Origin of the sequence: Hydrogenophaga sp. OTU3427 (assembly GCF_038440225.1) — a bacterium.
GTDB lineage: Bacteria > Pseudomonadota > Gammaproteobacteria > Burkholderiales > Burkholderiaceae_C > Hydrogenophaga.
Genome location: NZ_JASATI010000024.1, coordinates 60,365 through 77,797 on the forward strand (window position 1 = coordinate 60,365; position 17,433 = coordinate 77,797).

Below are 17,433 nucleotides of genomic sequence, written 5' to 3' on the forward strand. Positions count from 1 at the left end.
GCTTGGATTGTCAAGCGGCTTTTTTGTGCGCCATGCCTAGCCGAATCCCCTCAACTGGGCATAATTTGCGGTCCGAGAGGTCTTCATGAACCGTCTATCCGCCATTTTGCCCGCCGAACAGGTGCTGGTCCACGTCGACGCCACCAGCAAGAAGCGCGCCTTCGAAGAGGCCGGTCTGCTGTTCGAGATGCAGCACGGCCTGAACCGTGCGCTGATCACCGACAGCCTGTTTGCCCGCGAGCGCCTGGGCTCCACCGGCCTGGGCCATGGCGTGGCCATTCCGCACGGACGCATCAAGGGGCTCAAGCAGCCGTTGGCGGCCGTGTTCCAGTTGCTCAACCCCATTGGTTTCGACGCACCGGACGAGTTGCCGGTGACCTTGATGATCTTCCTGCTGGTGCCCGAGGCGGCCACCCAGAAGCACCTGGAGATCCTGTCCGAGATCGCCGAGCTGCTGAGCGACAGCGCCTTGCGCGAGCAGATGAAAACGTCTGACAACGCCGTGGTGCTGCATGGCCTGATTTCGAACTGGCAATCGGCCCACGCCACCGTCTGAGCGGCGCGTCGGCCCTCCCTCCCCCATGAAGGCCGCCGTCGTCAGCGCCGATGTGCTGTTCGAACAGCACCGAGAGACCCTGCGCTGGCAGTGGATCGCCGGGCAGAGCGCGTCCGAGCGGCGCTTCGACGAAGTGGCCGTCACCCTGGCGCGTTCGGGCGCCGACCTGGTGGGTTACCTCAACTACATCCACCCCTACCGGCTGCAGGTGCTGGGCGAACGCGAAGTGAGCTACCTCACCAACGCCACCCCCGAAGACTGCCGCCGCCGCGTGGCCCGCATCGTCACCCTGGAGCCGCCCGTGCTGGTGGTGGCCGACAACCAGGTCGCGCCCGACGCGCTGGTGTCCATGTGCGAGCGGGCGCAGATTCCCCTCTTCGCCACCCACGAATCGGCCGGTTTTGTCATCGACGTGCTGCGTGCCTACCTGTCGCGCCACTTCGCCGAACGGGTGTCGGTGCACGGCGTGTTCATGGACATCCTGGGCGTGGGCGTGCTGATCACCGGCGAGTCCGGCCTGGGCAAGAGCGAACTTGGCCTGGAGCTGATCTCGCGGGGCCACGGCCTGATCGCCGACGACGCGGTCGACCTCTACCGCACCAACCAGACCACCATCGAAGGCCGCTGCCCCGAACTGCTGCAGAACCTGCTGGAGGTGCGTGGCATCGGCCTGCTCGACATCAAGGCCATCTTCGGCGAGACCTCGGTGCGCCGCAAGATGCGGCTCAAGTTGATCGTGCACCTGGTGCGCGCCGAGACGCTGGAGCGCGACTACGAGCGCCTGCCCCACGAACCCATGCACCAGGACGTGCTGGGCGTTCCCGTGCGCAAGTCGGTCATCCAGGTGGTGGCCGGGCGCAACATCGCCGTGCTGGTGGAAGCCGCGGTGCGCAACATGGTGCTGCAGCTGCGTGGCATCGACACCTACCAGCAGTTCGTGCAGCGCCATCGCGACGCGATGGACAAGGCCTAGGCCCCGCGGGCTACAGCGTCAGCGCTTCGCGCTCCTGTGCGGGCAGTCGGTCTTGCTGCAGTTGGCATACAGCGACAGCGCGTGTTCCTGCAGCACGAAGCCACGCTCGGCAGCAATGGCGTGCTGGCGGCGCTCGATTTCCGCATCAAAAAACTCTTCCACGCGGCCACAGTCCAGGCACACCAGGTGGTCGTGGTGCTGGCCTTCGTTGAGTTCGTAGACCGCCTTGCCGGACTCGAAATTGCTGCGGGTGAGCAGGCCGGCCTGCTCGAACTGCATGAGCACGCGGTAGACCGTGGCCAGGCCAATGTCGGAGCGGCTGTCCAGCAACACGCGGAACACGTCCTCGGCCGTCATGTGGCGTTGCTTGCTGGCCTGGAACACCTCCAGGATCTTCAGCCGGGGCAAGGTGGCCTTGAGACCGGTGTTTTTGAGTTCGTCGATATTGGTCATGGCGGCGCGTGGGGCCGGGCAGGGCAAACACCCTCTGTGGCTACAATGACCAATGATATCGCGCGCCCCCGGCACGCGTGCCGTTTCCACTTGGTGTGTACGCCCATGAACCGTCTTTTCACCGCGCGCCGCGTTGGCGCCGCGCTCACGCTGGGCCTGGTGTTCGGCCTGTCGGCCTGCAGTTCGCTGCGCGACGCCGCGACGCAGGCGTCCACCCTGGGGGGGCTGATCACGCCCTACAAGATCGATGTCGTGCAGGGCAACGTCATCACCAAGGAACAGGTCGACGCGCTCAAGAACGGCATGACCCGGGTCGAGGTGCGTGACGTGCTGGGCACCCCGCTGCTGCAAAGCGTCTTCCACGCCAACCGCTGGGACTACGTGTTCAGCTTCCGCCGTGGCGGCCAGCCCGAGCAGTTGCGCAAGCTCGCGGTCTTCTTCGAAGGCAGCAACCTGGTCAAGGTGGAAGCCGACGAGATGCCGACCGAAGCCGAGTTCGTCGCCTCGCTGGTGGTGAGAAAACGCCCCGGCCAGGACCCGGTGATGGAGGCCAGCGAAGCCAGCCTCAAGGCCTTCCAGGACAGCAACGCGAAAAGCGCCCCGGCGGCCGCCAGCGCGCCCGCAACACCTGCCGCCGCCCCGCCGGCCAACAGCTACCCACCGCTCGAACCCGCCGGAGCCGCCCGATGAGCCACCGCATCTGTATCGCCGGCGCCAGCGGGCGCATGGGCCGCATGCTGATCGAGGCCGTGCGGGCCAGCGACGACTGTGTCGTGTCCGGTGCGCTCGACCTGCCGACCAGCCCGGCCGTGGGCCAGGACGCTGCCGCCTACCTGGGCCAGACCAGCGGTGCCTTGATCACCGGTGACGTGGCCGCCGGTCTGTCCGCCAGCCAGTTCCTGATCGACTTCACCCGCCCCGAGGGCACGCTGAACCACCTGCGCGAGTGCGCGCGCCTGGGCGTCAAGGTGGTGATCGGCACCACCGGCTTCAGCGACGCGCAGAAGGCCGAGATCGCCGAACATGCGAAGCACACGGCCATCGTCATGGCGCCCAACATGAGCGTGGGCGTCAACGTCACCTTCAAGCTGCTGGAGATGGCGGCCAAGGCCCTGGCCACCGGCTACGACATCGAGGTCATCGAGGCCCACCACCGCCACAAGGTCGACGCCCCCAGCGGCACCGCGCTGATGATGGGCGAGGTGATCGCCGGTGCCCTGGGCCGCGACCTCAAGGACTGTGCCGTCTACGCCCGCGAAGGCGTCACTGGCGAACGCGATCCCTCGTCCATCGGTTTTGCCACCATCCGCGGCGGCGACATCGTCGGCGATCACACCGTGCTGTTCGCCGGCACCGGCGAACGCATCGAGATCACCCACAAGTCCAGCAGCCGCGCCACCTACGCCCAGGGCAGCCTGCGCGCGGTGCGCTTTCTGGCCGACAAGAAAACCGGCCTGTTCAACATGTTCGACGTGTTGGGCCTGAACTGAAACGCTTGCCGCGCCGTCCATGAGCGCCTTGCAACTGCTGGCTCAAGCCGACCCGCTGGGCCGGGCGGTGGCCCTGCTGCTGCTGGCCATGTCGGTGGGCAGCTGGGTGGTGTTGCTTTGGAAATTCTGGCTGCTGCGCCGTGCGGCGGCCGATCTCGCGTTGGGCGTGTCGGTGTTCTGGCAGTCGCCTTCGCTGAGCGAGGCCCTGCCCCGGCTGCAGCAGTTGGACCGCGAGGCCGTGCTGGCGCCGCTGGTGCGGGCCGCCCACCAGGTCGATACCGCCCGCCATGCGGCCGACACCCCCACCACCCTGGCCGCGTCGGCCGACGTCGCCCACCAGCTCACCCGTGTCCTGCGCCAGGCCCTGCACGCCGTGCTCAACCGCCTGCGTGCCGGCCAGGTGCTGCTGGCCAGCGTGGGCGCCACCGCGCCCTTCGTGGGCCTGCTGGGCACGGTTTGGGGCATCTTCAACGCCCTCACTGGCATCGCCGACCAGGGCCAGGTGTCCATCGCCCAGGTGTCCGGCCCGGTGGGCGAGGCCCTGGTCATGACCGCGGCCGGTCTGGCGGTCGCCATCCCCGCCGTGCTCGCCTACAACGTGCTGGGTCGGCGCATCGCGCGCATCGAGGCCGACCTTGAGGGTTTTGCGCGCGATCTGCGCGATCTCGTTGCGGAGGCCGCGAATTGAGCTTCGGCCAACTCGAACGCGACGGCTTCGACACGGCCGGCTCCACCCCCATGAGCGACATCAACGTCACGCCGCTGGTGGACGTGATGCTGGTGCTGCTGGTCATCTTCATGATCACCGCGCCGCTGATGGTCAGCGGCCTGAAGATCGATCTGCCGCAGGCCCAGGCCACGGCACCGGTGAAAACGGCTGGTTCGGTGTCGGTGGTGCTGGACCGCGAGCAGCGCCTGTTCGTGGACGAACGCCCGGTCGCGGCCGAGGCGCTGGAGCGCCAGCTGAGCGATCTCGCCCGCAGCGATCCGGACACCGAGGTGCTGCTGCGCGTGGATGCTGGCGTGCCTTACGGCCGGGTGGCCGCGTTGATCGGGCAGGTGCAGGCGGCGGGCCTGTCGCGCATCGGCTTCGTGGCAGAACCCCCGGCCGCCGGCCGCTGACATCGGGCCGACCGCCGAGCGCCTAAAATCCCAGCACGGCGGCCCCAGGCGGGCCGCGCCCCTTTTTTGGCCCCGCCCCCATGCAAGACAAATACACCCCGCAAGACGTGGAGCGCGCCGCCCACGCCCACTGGACGGCCACCGACGCCTACCGCGTGACCGAGGACGAGAACAAGAAGAAGTTCTACGCCTGCTCCATGCTGCCCTACCCCAGCGGCAAGCTGCACATGGGCCACGTGCGCAACTACACCATCAACGACATGCTCGCGCGCTACCTGCGCATGAACGGGCACAACGTGCTGATGCCCATGGGCTGGGACGCCTTCGGCCTGCCGGCTGAGAACGCGGCGCTCAAGAACAAGGTGCCGCCGGCCAAGTGGACGTACGAAAACATCGCCTACATGAAGAAGCAGATGATGGCCATGGGGCTGGCCATCGACTGGAGCCGCGAGGTCGCCACCTGCGATCCCTCGTACTACAAATGGAACCAGTGGCTGTTCCTCAAGATGCTGGAGAAGGGCATCGCCTACCGCAAGACCCAGGTCGTCAACTGGGACCCGGTGGACCAGACCGTGCTGGCCAACGAACAGGTCATCGACGGCCGCGGCTGGCGCACCGGTGCGCTGGTCGAGAAGCGCGAGATCCCAGGCTACTACCTCAAGATCACCGACTACGCCCAGGAGCTGCTGGACCACGTCCAGATGGGCAACGACAAGGCCACCCTGACCGGCTGGCCCGACAAGGTGCGGCTGATGCAGGAGAACTGGATCGGCAAGAGCGAAGGCGTGCGTTTCGCCTTCACCCACGACATCCGCGACGCGGGTGGCACGCTGATCGGCGACGGCCGCATGTACGTGTTCACCACGCGCGCCGACACCATCATGGGCGTGACCTTCTGCGCCGTGGCGCCCGAACACCCGCTGGCCACCCATGCCGCCGCCGGCAACCCCGCGCTGGCCGCCTTCATCGAGGAATGCAAGACCGGCGGCACGACCGAAGCCGAGCTGGCCACGCAGGAAAAGAAGGGCATGGCCACCGGTCTGCAGGTCACGCACCCGCTGACCGGTGCCCAGGTCGACGTCTGGGTGGGCAACTACGTGCTCATGAGTTACGGTGACGGCGCCGTCATGGGCGTGCCGGCCCACGACGAGCGCGACTTCGCCTTCGCCCTCAAGTACCAGTTGCCCATCCAGCAGGTTGTGGCCGTGGAAGGCGAGACCTACAGCACCACCGAGTGGGCCGACTGGTACGGTGACAAGCAGCGCGGCGTCTGTGTTCACAGCGGCGCGCTCGACGGCCTGGGTTACAAGGCCGCCGTCGACAAGGTGGCCGAACTGCTGGGTGAACTGGGTGAGAAAAAGACCACCTGGCGCCTGCGCGACTGGGGCGTGAGCCGCCAGCGCTACTGGGGCACGCCCATCCCCATCATCCACTGCGACGAACACGGCGCCGTGCCCGTGCCCGAGCGCGACCTGCCGGTCATCCTGCCCGAGGACTGCGTGCCCGACGGCAGCGGCAACCCGCTGCACAAACACGAAGGTTTCCACGCGGGCGTGGTCTGCCCTGTCTGCGGCAAGGCCGCGCGGCGCGAGACCGACACCATGGACACCTTCGTGGATTCGTCCTGGTACTTCATGCGCTATTGCGATCCGACCAACGCCGACGCCATGGTCGCGGACGGCGCCAAATACTGGATGCCGATGGACCAGTACATCGGCGGCATCGAACACGCCATCCTGCACCTGCTCTACGCGCGTTTCTGGACCAAGGTCATGCGGGACCTGGGGCTTGTCAAGGTCGACGAACCCTTCACCAAGCTGCTCACGCAAGGCATGGTGCTCAACCACATCTACAGCCGCCGCACCGACAAGGGCGCCAAGGAATACTTCTGGCCCCACGACGTGGAGCATGTGCTGGACGAAGGCGGCAAGATCGTCGGCGCCAAGCTCAAGAACGCGGTCGGCGACCTGCCCGTGGGCACGGCCATCGACTACGAGGGCGTGGGCACCATGTCCAAGTCCAAGAACAACGGCGTCGATCCGCAAGACCTGATCGAGAAGTACGGTGCCGACACCGCGCGCCTGTACACCATGTTCACCGCGCCGCCCGAGGCCACGCTGGAGTGGAATGACTCGGCCGTGGAAGGCAGTTACCGCTTCCTGCGCCGCGTCTGGAACCTCGGCGTCAAGCTCGGCCAGACCGACTGGGCCGCGGCCGCCGCCACGGCGGCCGGCGCCAGCAGCCTGGCCGACATCCCCTTCGGCAAGGACGCCAAGGCCTTGCGCCTGGAGATGCACAGCGTGCTCAAGCAGGTGGACTACGACTACCAGCGCATGCAGTACAACACCGTGGTCTCTGGCGCCATGAAGATGCTCAATGCGCTGGAGGACTTCAAGCAGTTCGACGAGGCCGGTGCCCAGGTCGCGGTGATCGAGGGCTTCGGCCTGCTGCTGCGGGTCCTCTACCCGGTCACCCCCCACATCGCCCACGCGCTGTGGAGCGAGCTGGGTTACGCCACCGTGCGTGGCGAGCTGCTTGACGCGCCCTGGCCGCAGGTCGATGCCGGCGCCCTGGTGCAGGACGAGATCGAGTTGGTGCTGCAGGTCAATGGCAAACACCGGGGCTCGGTCCTGGTGCCGGCCGGTGCCGACAAGGCCGCCATCGAGGCCGCCGCCCTGGCCAGCGAAGCCTTTGCCAAGGCCGCCAACGGTGCCCCGCCCAAGAAGGTGGTGGTGGTGCCCGGTCGCCTGGTCAACGTGGTGGTCTGAGCATGACCCGCCGCCGCGCTCTGGTGGGATGGGGCCTGGGCCTGCTGGGTCCGCTGGCGCTGGCCGGCTGTGGCTTCCAGCTGCGCAAGCCGCCCAAGCTGGCTTTCGAGACCCTGCATGCGCCGGGCGGCTTCGCCACCCCCGTGGCGCAGGAGCTGCGCCGCGCCCTGGAGCAGGCTGGCGTGCGCTTGTTGCCGCCCGTGCCCCCGCGCGCGCCCGAGGCGCCCGCGGCCGAATTGCCTGACGTGGTGCTGGACGTGCTGGCCGACCAGCGCGAGCGGGCGGTGGTCGGCATCACCGCCACCGGCCAGGTGCGCGAGCTGCAGCTGCGCACCCGCTTCCGTTTCCGCCTGCGCAGCGGCCTGGGGGCCGACCTGATCGACGACACCGAACTGCTGCAGACGCGCGACATCAGCTTCACCGAAACCGCCGTGCTGGGCAAGGAAGCCGAGGAAGCGCTGATGTACAAGGACATGCAGACCGACATCGTGCAGCAGGTGCTGCGCCGGCTCAGCTTCGTCAAGCCCTGAGCCGGCCTGGGCCAGAATGCCGGCGATGACCCCATCGCCCCTGCCCATTCCCTTGCCCGCCTGGCTGCCGTTGCTGCGCAAGCTGCGGGCCGTGTCGGCGGTCGGCCAGCTGGGCCACACGGTGGGCGCGGCGGCGGCCCTGCACGTGTCGCAATCGGCGGTGGTGAGGGCCGTGCAGGACGTCGAGTCGGCCCTGGGCCAGCCCCTGTTCGAACGCGCCGCGCGCGGCATGCGGCCCACGCCAGCCGGGCAGGCCGTGGTGTTGCGGGTCGGCCGGGCGCTGGATTGCCTGGTGCCGGTGGACCGCAACGCACGCGTGCCCCACGCCGCCGCCCTGGGCTGGACACACAGCCGCGTGGCATCGGGTGCCGGCCACCGCCACCTGGCGGCCTTTCTGGCGGTGTGCCGCGGTGGCCAGGAAAAACGCGGCGCCGCCGCGCTGGGCATCAGCACGGCGGCCGTGCACGAGGCCCTCACCCAGTTCGAGCACCAGAGCGGCGGCGCCTTGTTCGAACGCCACCGCCAGGGCGTGCGGCTGACCGCCCATGGCGAAGGGGCGCTGCGGGCGGTGCAGCTCGCGCTGGCCGAGCTGGCCCAGGCCGAAAGCGAATGGACCGCCTCCCAAGGGCGGATGTCGGGGCAGATCGTGATCGGCACCTTGCCCTTTTCCACCGGCCTGTTCTTGCCGCAGGCCATCGAAACGGTGCTGCGCGAACACCCCGGCCTGCGCATCAGCGTGATCGACGGCACCTTCGACCAGCTGCTGCGGCAGCTGCGTTTCGCCGAGTTGGACTTGGTGGTGGGCGCCCTGCGCGACCCACGGCAGGCGCCGGAGGTGCGGCAGGAGGCGCTGTTCGAGGACCCGCTGGCCGTGGTGGCCCGCGCCGGCCACCCCTTGTCCCGCCGGACCCGTCTGCGCCTGCGCGACCTGCAGCGCGCGGCCTGGATCATGCCCATGCCGGGCACGCCGGCCCAGGCGGCCTTCGACCAGGCCTTTGCCGAGGCCGGCCTGGGCGCACCCGCCGACAGCCTGCGCGTCAACAGTCCGGTGTTGATGATGGCCATGCTGGGCGCGGGCGACCGGCTGGCCTTGACCTCGCCGCGCCACGTCCAGGCCGAGGTGGCCGCCGGCCTGCTCTGTGTGTTGCCCGTGACGGTGCGGCACGCGCCACGTCGCATCGGTGTGATGAGCCGGCGCGACTACCTGCCGCCGCCGGGGGTGCAGCGTCTGCTGGAGGCCATGCGGGCGGCGGCGGCACACATGGAACAAACAGCGATCAAGCCAAACGCATAGCTCGGGGCGAAAAAGCATTGGCATTTCGCTGCCGCTGCCGCTACGCTAGTGCCACGCCGGCATGGCGCGTTCGCGCCCATCCCAGACCGGCCCCACCCGGAGACACTCATGCACAAGCGTTCCCTGCTCAAGGCCCTGGCCCTGACCTCTCTCGCCGTGGCCGCCGGCCAGGCCCTGGCCCAGGACGGCACCTTCAAGATCGGCGTGCTCGCGCCCATGACCGGCCCGTTCGCCTCCACCGGCAAACAGATGGAGGCCGGGATCAAGCTCTACCTGGCCCAGAACGGCAACAGCTTCGGCGGCAAGAAGGTCGAGGTCATCCTGCGCGACGACACCGGCACGCCGGACGTGGCCAAGCGCCTGGCGCAGGAACTGGTGATCAACGACAAGGTCAACGTGCTGGCCGGCTTCGGCCTCACCCCGCTGGCCTTTGCCAGCGCGCCCATCGCCACCCAGTCCAAGACGCCGCTGGTGGTGATGGCCGCCGCCACCTCCAGCATCACCGAGGCCTCGCCCTACATCGTGCGCACCAGCTTCACCGTGCCTCAGGTGGTCACGGCGCTGGCCGACTGGGCCAGCAAGAACGGCATCAAGAGCGTGGTCAGCCTGGTGACCGACTACGCTCCGGGCGTGGACTCGGAGAAGTACTTCAAGGACCGCTTCGTGCTCAATGGCGGCACCGTCATCGAGACCCTGCGCGTGCCGTTGCGCAACCCCGACTTCGCGCCCTTCCTGCAGAAGGTGCGTGACGCCAAGCCCGACGCGCTGTTCACCTTCGTGCCCTCGGGCGCCGGTTCGGTGCTCATGAAGCAGTTCGCCGAGCGTGGCCTGGACAAGGCCGGCATCCGCATGATCGCCGAAGGCAGCGTGACCGACGATGACATCCTCAACGGCATGGGCGACGTGTCCCTGGGCGTGGTCACCGCGCACCACTACTCGGCCGCGCACGACTCGGCCCTGAACAAGAAGTTCGTCGAGGCCTTCGGCAAGGCCAACAACGGGATGCGCCCCAACTTCATGGGCGTGGGCGCCTACGACGGCATGCGTGTCATCACCGAGGCGCTCAAGGTCACCAAGGGTGCCGGCGGCGGCGACGCCCTGCTGGCCGCGATGAAGGGCCAGATCTTCGAGAGCCCGCGTGGCCCCATCTTCATCGACGCGCAGACCCGCGACGTGGTGCACAACATCTACATTCGCAAGGTCGAACGCCGCAATGGGCAGCTGGTCAACACCGAGTTCCAGACCATCCCCGACGTGAAAGATCCCGGCAAGGCCAAGTAAGGCCCACCCCCGTCGCTTGCCCACTGCCCCGTCATCGCCCTTGGGCGATGACGCATGTGGCCGCATCCCCCCTCAAGGGGGCGGCACCAGCCGTCCGGCCAAGCCGGCCCGGCGGTGCCCCCGAGTGGGGCACGTCGATGGGGGGCCTTTTTCTTTCGGATGGATGTATGTGATGAGCGAGTCCTTGCCACCGCTGCTGCTGCTGCCAGGCCTGATGTGCGACGAGGCGACCTGGTCGCCTCTGTACCCCTGGCTGTCGGCGGCGGGCGACTGTGTGTCCCTGCAGCACGGCCTGGCCGACAGCGTCGAGGCCATGGCGGCCCAGGTGCTCCGGCTGGCGCCACCGACGTTTGCGCTGGCCGGCCATTCCATGGGGGGGCGTGTGGCCATCGAGGTCTTGCGCCAGGCGCCCGAGCGGGTGCGGGCGCTGGCCCTGCTGGACACCGGCTACCAGGCCCGACCCGCCGGCCCCAAGGGCGAGGAAGAAGTCGCCAAGCGCCACGCGCTGCTGGCCGTGGCGCGGCGCGACGGCGTGCGCGCCATGGCCCAGCAGTGGGTGCTGGGCATGGTGCATCCGGACCGGCTGCGCGACGCCGCCCTGGTGGAGTCGGTGGTGGCCATGTTCGAGCGCAAGAACGCCGACGTGTTCGCGGCGCAGATCGCGGCCTTGCTGGCGCGCCCCGACGCCACGCCCACGCTGCGCTCGGTGCGGGTGCCGACGCTGGTGTTGTGCGGTCGGCAGGACAGCTGGGCCCCGGTGGCGCAGCATGAGGCCATCGCCGCCCTGGTGCCGGGGGCGCGGTTGGTGGTGGTCGAGGAGGCCGGCCACATGAGCCCGATGGAGCGCCCGCGGCCGGTGGCCCGGGCCCTGCTCGACTGGTGGCGAAGCTGCGTGCCGGCCGACGCGCGGTAGGCGCCCAGCGGTTTCGCTTTGGTTTTCCATCGCGCCGGAGCGCGACCCGCGACGCCTGAAACGGTCCAGCCGGGGATGCCGTGGGTCCGGCTTTGCCGGCCCACTGGCATTGCCCCCTTGAGGGGGTGACGCCGAAGGCGGCGCGGGGGTGTTTCATCTCAGTCGGGTGACACCTCCACCCGGTTGCGGCCGCCGGTCTTGGCGCGGTACATGGCAGCGTCGGCGGCCCTGAACAAGGCGTCGACGTCGGCGTTGAGCACCGACAGGGTGGCCACTCCCACGCTGATGGTCAGCCGCAGCGGCGAGGCCTCGCCGGGCACCGGCACCTCGGTCTGCTCGACCTGTTCGCGCAGGCGCTCGGCCGCCTGGCGCGCGTGTTCGGCATCGGTGTCGGGCAACAGGACCACAAACTCCTCGCCGCCAAAACGCGCCAGCGTGTCGGCCGGACGCAGCATGGCCTGCACCGTCTGGCACAACGCCACCAGCATCCGATCGCCGGCGGCGTGGCCGTGGTTGTCGTTGATCCGTTTGAAATGGTCGATGTCGAACAGCAGGCAGGACAAGGGCCGGCCATAGCGCTGGGCGCGCGCCATTTCGCGCGTGGCCTGCTCCATCAGGTGGCGGCGGTTGCGGGTGCCGGTCAGCGCGTCGGTGGTGGACAGCAGTTCCAGCGCCTGTGTCCGCTCCAGCACCCGCTCCTCCAGTTCCCGGTTGTGTGCTTCGAGCGCCTCCTTGGCGGTCAGCAGTGCGTCCTGCGTGCGCTTGAGTTCGGTGATGTCGTGCTGCACGCCGACAAAATGCGTGACCCCGTTGTGGGGGCTGACCACCGGTGCCAGCGTGAGCTGGTTCCAGAACATCTCGCCGTTCTTGCGGTAATTGCGCAGGAGCACCTGCACCGGCATCTCACGCTGGAGGGCATCGCGCAGCTGTGCCAGCCCGGGCTGCGCGCGGTCGCTGCCGCTGAGAAAGCGGCAGTTCCGGCCCAGCACCTCGCTCGGCGCGTAGCCGGTGCTGGCCTCGAATTTCTGGTTGACGTAGATGACGGGCTGGTCTGGCTGGCGGGCGTCGGCAATCACGATGCCGTCGTCCAGCGATTCGACCGCGCGCTGGAACACCCGCAAGGTGCGCTCGCGCCGGCGCACTTCGGCCAACAGGGCGCCCAGGCCCAGCGACGCCATGGACATCACCAGCAGGTACTCCTGCAGCAGCAGCCCGCCCGTCACGCTGCCCACGGCGGCGTAGGGGCCGGCGGACTGGCCGGTCAGCGCGATCGCGATCACCGCGGTCCACAGGCTGGCCCAGGCACCTCCCACGGGCCCGTGACGCAGCGCGATCCAGGCCACGGCGGGCAGCACCAGCACCGCGCTGAGCACCGGGCTGTGCAGGCCCACCCGTGCCTGCCCGAACACCAGGCCGTTCATGACCAGCAAGATGGCGGTGGCGGGCCACCAGCTGGTGCTGCGCAGCAGGCGTGCGTGGTCCTGGGTGGCGCGTGGTCCCCACAGATCGACCAGCAGCGGGGTGAGCACCAGCAGGCCCAGGCTGTCGCCCAGCCACCACACCAACCAGTGCCCGCCCCATCCCAGGCCGCTGGGGTGCGTGCCGTACAGCTCTGTGCCCAGCAGCGCCGCCAGTCCGCTGGACAACACCGGCCCGGCGACCACGAACCAGCCGATGTGGGCCAGGCGGTGCAGCGAAAACGCCGGGCCGCAGATGCGGCGCAGGGTCCAGGCCGCCAACAGCACCTCCAGCGCATTGGCGCCGGCAAATCCGAGCGATTGCCGCAGGCTGTAGCTGTCCCAGTCGACCCACAGCTCCAATGGCAGCAGCAAGGCCACATAGGCCAGCCAGTGGCGGCGTGGTGACATCAGCAGCGCGGCCAGCATCACGCCGTTGGGCAACCACAGCATGGACGGACCGTTGTCCACCACGGTGAAATGGACCGACACCCAGCCCGTGGCGCCGTACAGGGCGGCCACCAGCAGCAGGCGTGCCCACAGCCAGCGCAAGCCCCAGAAGTGGGGCTTCACGTCGACGGTGGGCATATCGAATGCCTCGAGGGGGGGCAGTCGGGAATCCATGTCGGTGGCGGGTGGGTGGCGGGCGGGGCCAGCCGTTGGTTCACTATAACGGTGGCGCGTCCGGCCGTGGGCGGCGGCCCGGCGTGCGAACTGATCTGCGTCAAACGAGACCGGCGCACCCGCTTGGCGCTGGCGCAGGTGCCCGGCAGAATGGGGCCATCGCCCGCCCACCGCCACCCATGCCCCTCACGCCCGCCGCCCAACCCAGCCCATCGCCTGCCTTGGACGTTGGCGACGCCCCAGGCTTTCAGCAGCCACACAGCGCCGACGAACTCTGGCACCTGCTGCAGAACCCGCAGTCCTCGGCCCATGGCGCCTTGCACCTGGGCGATGCGCTGGTGAAAAGTGGCGTCATCAGCCCGCGCCAGCTGGACGATGCGCTGAAGACCCAGGTGGAGGAACGCAAGCTCGGTGTCTACCGCCAGCTGGGCCGGCAGCTGCTCGACAAGGGGGTGCTGAACGACGCGCAGCTGCATCAGGTGATCGCCGGCTGGCTGGGCAACCGGGTGATCGATGCCCGCCACTACCGCTTTGATCCCGACGCGCTGGCCACCGTGCCGCGCGCGGTGGCCGAGACCGAATCGGTCTTGCCCCTGCTCAAGCACGAGGATCTGCTGGTGGTGCTGATGGCCGATCCGCTGGACAAACGCCTGCACGACGAGCTGCGCTTCATGACGCAGCTGCGCATCGTGCCGGTGCTGGCGGCGCCGGGCACGCTGATGCCCTCGCTGGAGCGTGCCTACCAGCGGGCCGGCGAGCCGGCGGCGGCGCCGTCCCACCGCATGGCGGCCAAGGACCTGGCCGTCAACCTGATGGCCGGCAGCGACAGCGCCGCCAACGAACCCGAGGGCGACGTCGTCAGCGAGTCCGACAACACCCTGGTGCGCCTGATCAACTCGCTGATCGAGGAGGCCATCGCGCAGAAGGCCTCGGACATCCACATCGAGACCCAGCCCGCGCCCAAGGCCGTGTGCATCCGCCTGCGGCTCGATGGCGAACTCAAACGCTACCTCGACGTCGAGTCGCGCTTTCGCTACGCGCTGGTGGCGCGCATCAAGATCATGGCGGGCATGGACATTTCCGAGCACCGCAAGCCGCAGGACGGCAAGATCGACTTCGCCCGTTTCGGCGGCACCAAGACCGAGCTGCGCGTGGTCACGGTGCCCACCGCCAACGGGCTGGAGGATGTGGTGCTGCGCCTGCTGGCGGGCTCCAAGCCGATCCCGGTCGATGCCATCGGCCTGAACCCGCGCGACCTCATGCAGCTGCGCCGCATGGCGCAGAAGCCCTATGGCCTGATCCTGGTCTGCGGGCCCACGGGCAGCGGCAAGACCACCACCCTGCATTCGCTGATCGCCGACATCAACACCGAGTCACGCAAGATCTGGACCGCCGAGGACCCGATCGAGATCACCCAGGACGGCTTGCGCCAGGTGCAGGTGAACGCCCGCATCGGCTGGACCTTCGCCGCCGCCATGCGCACCTTCCTGCGCGCCGACCCCGACGTCATCATGATCGGCGAGATGCGCGACGAGGAGACCGCGCGCATCGCCGTCGAGGCCTCGCTCACCGGCCACCTGGTCCTGTCCACGCTGCACACCAATTCGGCGCCCGAGAGCGTGGGCCGCCTGCTGGAGATCGGCCTCGATCCGTTCAACTTTTCCGACTCGCTGCTGGGCATCCTCGCGCAACGCCTGGTGCGCCGGCTGTGCCGGGCTTGCGTCAGCTCGCGCCCCGCGACCGAGGACGAACTCGTCGCGCTGGCCACCCAGTACCTCGAAGGTGTGCAGCACGTGGACGAACGCGACGTGGCGGCGCAGATCGAGCGCTGGCGTGTCGAGTTCGGCCAGGACGACGCCCAGGGCGGGCGCCACCTGCGCACCTTCATCCAGGGCGGCCCGGGCTGCAAGGCCTGCGATGGCCGTGGGCACAAGGGCCGCCTCGGCATCTACGAGCTGATGCTCAACGACGAGGCCATACGCCACCACATCCGCCACCGCGCATCGGCCACCGAGATCCGCGAGACCGCCCTCAAGGCCGGCATGAAGACGCTGCGCCAGGACGGCATCGACAAGGTCATCCAGGGGTTGACCGACCTGCCCGAAGTCATCGCCGCCACGAATCTATGACCCCCCCGTCGCTTGCCCGCTTCGCGTGGCCGCATCCCCCCCAGGGGGCAACACCAGCCGTCCGGCGAAGCCGGCCCGGCGGTGTCTCCCGGTTCGACCGCTTCAAGCGTCGCGGGCGCCGCGTTCGCGGAATGGACAACCGATATGCTGCTTGAGACCCTCACCACCGCACGCGACCTGGGGCGCCTGCAGGAGATCCTGGGCGTGCTGGTGCGCCACGGCTTTGGCGACACCGTGCGCCGCCTGGGCCTGACCGACATGCTGGAGCGCGCCGGCCACGCCCTGCGCTGGGACCACGCGGCCGACCTGGCCCGCCTGCCGCCGCCCGTGCAGGTGCGCCTGGCGCTGGAGGAACTGGGCCCCACCTTCGTCAAGCTGGGCCAGATTCTGGCCGGGCGGGCCGACATCTTCGGGCCGGAGTGGATCGCCGAATTCGAGAAGCTGCACAGCCAGGTGCCGGCCCTGCCCATCGAGGCCCTGCGCCCGCAGTTGCGCGAAGACCTGGGTGACGAGCCCGAGGTGGTGTTCGCGCGTTTCGACGCCGAGCCGCTGGCGGCCGCGTCCATCGCCCAGGTGCACCGCGCCCAGCTGCGCGACGGCACCGAGGTGGTGGTCAAGATCCGCCGCCCCGGCATCACCGAGGTGATCGAGGCCGACCTGCGCCTGATCGAACGCCTGGCCTCCGTCGCCGAGGCCGAGCTGCCCGCGCTCAAGCCCTACCGGCCGCAGCAGCTGGTGCGCGAGTTCGCGCGCTCACTGCGCCGCGAGCTGGACCTCGCGGGCGAATGCCGCAACGCCGAGCGCATCGCCACCAACCTGGCGGCGCTGTCCCACATCGCCATCCCCCGCGTGTTCTGGGCCCACACCGGGACCCGCATCAACGTGCAGGATTTCATGGCCGGTGTGCCCGGCCACCAGCTGGAGCGGCTCACGCCCGAGGCCGGTTTCGACCGCACGCTGCTGGCGCAGCGTGGCGCCGGCGCGGTGCTCAAGATGATCGTGGAGGACGGCTTCTTCCACGCCGACCCCCACCCCGGCAACGTGTTCTACCTGCCCGGCAACCGCATCGCCTTCATCGACTTCGGCATGGTCGGGCGGCTCTCGGTGCGCCGCCGCGACGACCTGCTCAAGCTGCTGCTGGGCTTGGTGGAGCGCCGTGCCCAGACCGTGGCCGACGTGCTGCTGGACTGGACCGGCGACGCCCATGGCGTGGACATGGCCCACCTCGAGGCCGAGATCGAGGCCTTTGTCGATCAGTACCACGGCGTCTCGCTGGCGCGGCTCAAGCTGGGTCAGATGCTGGCCGACGTGACCGCCATCCTGCGCGACCACAAGCTGGGCCTGCCGGCCGACCTGGCCTTGCTGATCAAGTCCTTCATCACCCTGGAAGGCATGGGCCGTGGGCTGGACCCGGGTTTCCACATGGCCACCGAGGCCCTGCCGCTGCTCAAGCGGGTGCTGCGCGCGCGTTACCAGCCGCGTGCCCTGGCCCTGCGGGGCTGGCAGCTGCTGCGGCGCAGCCTGGGGGCCCTGGAGCAACTGCCCGACGACCTGGGCCGCCTGCTGCGCAACGCGCGCCAGGGGCGGTTGCAGGTGGCCATCGAGCTGGCCCACCTCAAGCGCGTGGGCGACCAGATCGACCGCGCCGCCAACCGCCTGAGCATGGCGCTGGTGGTGGCCGCGCTGGTGATCGGTTCCTCCATCGTCATGACCGTGCAGGGCGGCCCCACGCTGTTCGGCCTGCCCGCCTTTGGCCTGCTGGGTTTTTTTGGCGCCATGGTGTTCGGGCTGTGGGGGGGGGGGGGCCAAAGGGGCCACCCCCCCCCCCCGGGCGCGGGGTTAG

At 69.1% G+C, this 17,433-nt stretch carries 15 protein-coding genes; 13 read left to right on the plus strand and 2 right to left on the minus strand.

Translation table 11 applies throughout. The features are described from left to right. The first annotated feature begins 85 nt into the window (after window positions 1–85). Both AAHB17_RS14805 and hprK read left to right on the plus strand, forming a co-directional pair. A complete protein-coding gene (locus AAHB17_RS14805; RefSeq protein WP_342131397.1) occupies window positions 86–556 on the plus strand; it encodes a PTS sugar transporter subunit IIA in 471 nt (156 codons plus the stop codon). A 25-nt stretch (window positions 557–581) separates the two neighbouring features. Then, entirely contained in the window at window positions 582–1,529 is a 948-nt protein-coding gene (gene hprK / locus AAHB17_RS14810; protein WP_342131398.1) for an HPr(Ser) kinase/phosphatase, read from the plus strand. 18 nt (window positions 1,530–1,547) lie between these two features. Here hprK and fur read toward each other — a convergent pair whose 3' ends face one another. Then, the gene (gene fur, locus AAHB17_RS14815; RefSeq protein WP_342131399.1) at window positions 1,548–1,982 is read right to left on the minus strand and encodes a ferric iron uptake transcriptional regulator; all 435 of its coding nucleotides are present in this window, start codon (window positions 1,980–1,982) and stop codon (window positions 1,548–1,550) included. A 105-nt stretch (window positions 1,983–2,087) separates the two neighbouring features. On the opposite strand from fur, the gene AAHB17_RS14820 reads away from it, so the two are divergent. The 9 genes from AAHB17_RS14820 (at window position 2,088) to AAHB17_RS14860 (ending at window position 11,380) form a co-directional block, all read left to right on the plus strand. Beyond that, complete coding sequence (locus AAHB17_RS14820) at window positions 2,088–2,672, plus strand: outer membrane protein assembly factor BamE (RefSeq protein WP_342131400.1); 585 nt, start codon at window positions 2,088–2,090, stop codon at window positions 2,670–2,672. Further along, complete coding sequence (gene dapB / locus AAHB17_RS14825; RefSeq protein ID WP_342131401.1) at window positions 2,669–3,472, plus strand: 4-hydroxy-tetrahydrodipicolinate reductase; 804 nt, start codon at window positions 2,669–2,671, stop codon at window positions 3,470–3,472. The genes AAHB17_RS14820 and dapB overlap by 4 nt, the downstream gene beginning before the upstream one ends. Window positions 3,473–3,491: 19 nt before the next feature. Further along, window positions 3,492–4,160, plus strand: a complete 669-nt coding sequence (locus tag AAHB17_RS14830) for a MotA/TolQ/ExbB proton channel family protein (RefSeq protein ID WP_342131402.1) — start codon at window positions 3,492–3,494, stop codon at window positions 4,158–4,160. Further along, window positions 4,157–4,594: an ExbD/TolR family protein gene (locus AAHB17_RS14835; RefSeq protein ID WP_342131403.1), complete on the plus strand. Its 438-nt coding sequence runs from the start codon at window positions 4,157–4,159 to the stop codon at window positions 4,592–4,594. Before AAHB17_RS14830 ends, AAHB17_RS14835 begins: the two co-directional genes overlap by 4 nt. An 80-nt stretch (window positions 4,595–4,674) precedes the next feature. Beyond that, window positions 4,675–7,362, plus strand: coding sequence for a leucine--tRNA ligase (gene leuS / locus AAHB17_RS14840; protein ID WP_342131404.1), 2,688 nt, complete (start codon window positions 4,675–4,677; stop codon window positions 7,360–7,362). A 2-nt stretch (window positions 7,363–7,364) separates the two neighbouring features. Then, entirely contained in the window at window positions 7,365–7,892 is a 528-nt protein-coding gene (locus AAHB17_RS14845) for an LPS-assembly lipoprotein LptE (protein ID WP_342131405.1), read from the plus strand. Window positions 7,893–7,917: 25 nt separating this feature from the next. Beyond that, window positions 7,918–9,186, plus strand: a complete 1,269-nt coding sequence (locus AAHB17_RS14850; protein ID WP_342131406.1) for a LysR substrate-binding domain-containing protein — start codon at window positions 7,918–7,920, stop codon at window positions 9,184–9,186. A gap of 108 nt (window positions 9,187–9,294) precedes the next feature. Next, window positions 9,295–10,467, plus strand: coding sequence for an ABC transporter substrate-binding protein (locus AAHB17_RS14855; RefSeq protein WP_342131407.1), 1,173 nt, complete (start codon window positions 9,295–9,297; stop codon window positions 10,465–10,467). Window positions 10,468–10,639: 172 nt separating this feature from the next. Beyond that, window positions 10,640–11,380 (plus strand): alpha/beta fold hydrolase, encoded by a 741-nt coding sequence (locus tag AAHB17_RS14860; protein WP_342131408.1) that lies wholly within the window; start codon window positions 10,640–10,642, stop codon window positions 11,378–11,380. Between the two features lie 158 nt (window positions 11,381–11,538). Here AAHB17_RS14860 and AAHB17_RS14865 read toward each other — a convergent pair whose 3' ends face one another. Further along, the gene (locus tag AAHB17_RS14865; RefSeq protein ID WP_342131409.1) at window positions 11,539–13,425 is read right to left on the minus strand and encodes a sensor domain-containing diguanylate cyclase; all 1,887 of its coding nucleotides are present in this window, start codon (window positions 13,423–13,425) and stop codon (window positions 11,539–11,541) included. 215 nt (window positions 13,426–13,640) lie between these two features. On the opposite strand from AAHB17_RS14865, the gene AAHB17_RS14870 reads away from it, so the two are divergent. Both AAHB17_RS14870 and AAHB17_RS14875 read left to right on the plus strand, forming a co-directional pair. Continuing rightward, on the plus strand, window positions 13,641–15,590 hold the full coding sequence (locus tag AAHB17_RS14870; protein WP_342131410.1) for a GspE/PulE family protein: 1,950 nt from the start codon (window positions 13,641–13,643) through the stop codon (window positions 15,588–15,590). 144 nt (window positions 15,591–15,734) lie between these two features. Continuing rightward, on the plus strand, window positions 15,735–17,433 hold a 1,699-nt coding region (locus AAHB17_RS14875; RefSeq protein ID WP_342131411.1), incomplete at its 3' end, for an ABC1 kinase family protein.